2 protein-coding genes are annotated in these 1449 nt (G+C 69.4%); both read right to left on the bottom strand.

Annotated elements, in window-relative coordinates:
- A partial coding sequence (locus XM50_RS00115; protein ID WP_046406301.1) for a CgeB family protein occupies positions 1-639 on the bottom strand: 639 nt, incomplete at its 3' end.
- Positions 636-1449, bottom strand: an 814-nt coding sequence (locus tag XM50_RS00110) for a CgeB family protein (RefSeq protein ID WP_046406299.1), incomplete at its 5' end; no start/stop codon positions are given. The genes XM50_RS00110 and XM50_RS00115, both read right to left, overlap by 4 nt.

The raw sequence follows: 1449 nt of genomic DNA, 5'->3' as shown, positions 1-1449 counted from the left end.
CAGCGCGGCGGCGGCGGCGAGGAAGAATTGCTCCACGCGTGCCTCGCGATCGGGCAGGCGGTTGCCGAGGAAGGCCAGGTCGCAGGCGAAGCGATCATCGGGCGCGACCGGGTGATGGGTACCGGGATCGACGGCATTGTAGACCGGGATGCAGCGCGCGGCGCCGAGTGCCTCATACGCCTCGACCACCGGCGGGCCGCCGCCGTAGGTGAGCACCATGTCGAGCTGCGGCAGCGCGGCGCGGACGGGGTGCGCGGGATCGGCGCGGATTTCGTCCAGCGTGGCGGCGGCGTCGACATCCCAGAAGATCTTGAGCGCGTCGGCGCGCGCATGGTCGATGATGCCGGCGATCAGCTCCGCGTCGAACACGCCGACGCCGCTGGCCTTCACCACCACATCGGCCTTGTGCGCTTCGGCCAGGACCGATTGCAGGCCCTCCTGCGTCGCGGGATAGACGATCGAGGTCGCATATTCGGGCGGTTCGATGTCGCGGTTCGACTGCCGATCGAAAGCGTCGGGTTCGTAGAAGGTGATCTGGTGACCGTGGGCCGCCAGCGCCTTCAGGATGCCGCGATAATAGGTCGCGGCGCCGTTCCAATAGGAGGACAGCAGGCTTGAGCCGTAAAAGGCGATCTTCATGCGGCGTCCTTCGTCTGTTCGGGCGAGCGCAGGCTGGCGACGATGGCCAGCAGCTGGTCGACGCGATGCGCGCACGTGTGGCGCGCCTTGATCGTGGCGAGGCCGTGCCTGGCGAGTGAGCGGCGCAGGCCAGCATCGTCGCGCAATGCGGTGAGGTGGCGGGTCATCTCCGCGCCGTCGCGGGCGACCAGATAATCCTGCCAGGGGCTGAACAGCCCCTCCGCATCGTCCCATGGCGCCGACACCAGCGGGATGCCGCACGCCAGCGCCTCGAACACGCGGATCGTGGGGATGCCGGGCAGGATGGTGGCATAATAGCGCCGCGGCACGTGCACGGTGGCGAGATGCCGGGCGAAGATATCGGGCGCGGCCGCATTGGGCGCCCAGCCGTGATAGCGCACGCCGTAGCGATCGAGCGTCGTCAGCGCCTCCGCCGGGTAGCGCACGCCATAGATATCGAGCGGCAGCTTCGCGCCCTGCGCCGGGGCGAACAGGAAGCGTTCCAGTTCCTCGGTACGCTCGCCATCGCCCCAATTGCCGATCCAGACGAGGCCGGAACGCTCGCCCTCCACCTCGGGCGGGTGGAAGCGGCGCAGGTCGGCCGCCTCATGCCAGGTCCAGACGCGCTTGCCCCAGCCCCAGTCGCGGTAGATCTCGCTCAGCGTCTCGCCGAACGCGAGGACGCCGTCATAGCCGCTGAGGTCATAGGCGCGCATCGCCTCGGGCTCGCTCACCGCGCGGTGGTGCGTGTCGTGGAACAGCAGGGTGTGGTGCGCGCCGCGCTTGCGCTGATCGCCCAGCGCGGCGACG

Origin of the sequence: Sphingomonas sp. Ag1, assembly GCF_000980895.1 — a bacterium.
GTDB classification, from domain to species: Bacteria; Pseudomonadota; Alphaproteobacteria; order Sphingomonadales; family Sphingomonadaceae; genus Sphingomonas; species Sphingomonas panaciterrae.
This window is presented reverse-complemented; position numbering and strand designations above follow the sequence as displayed.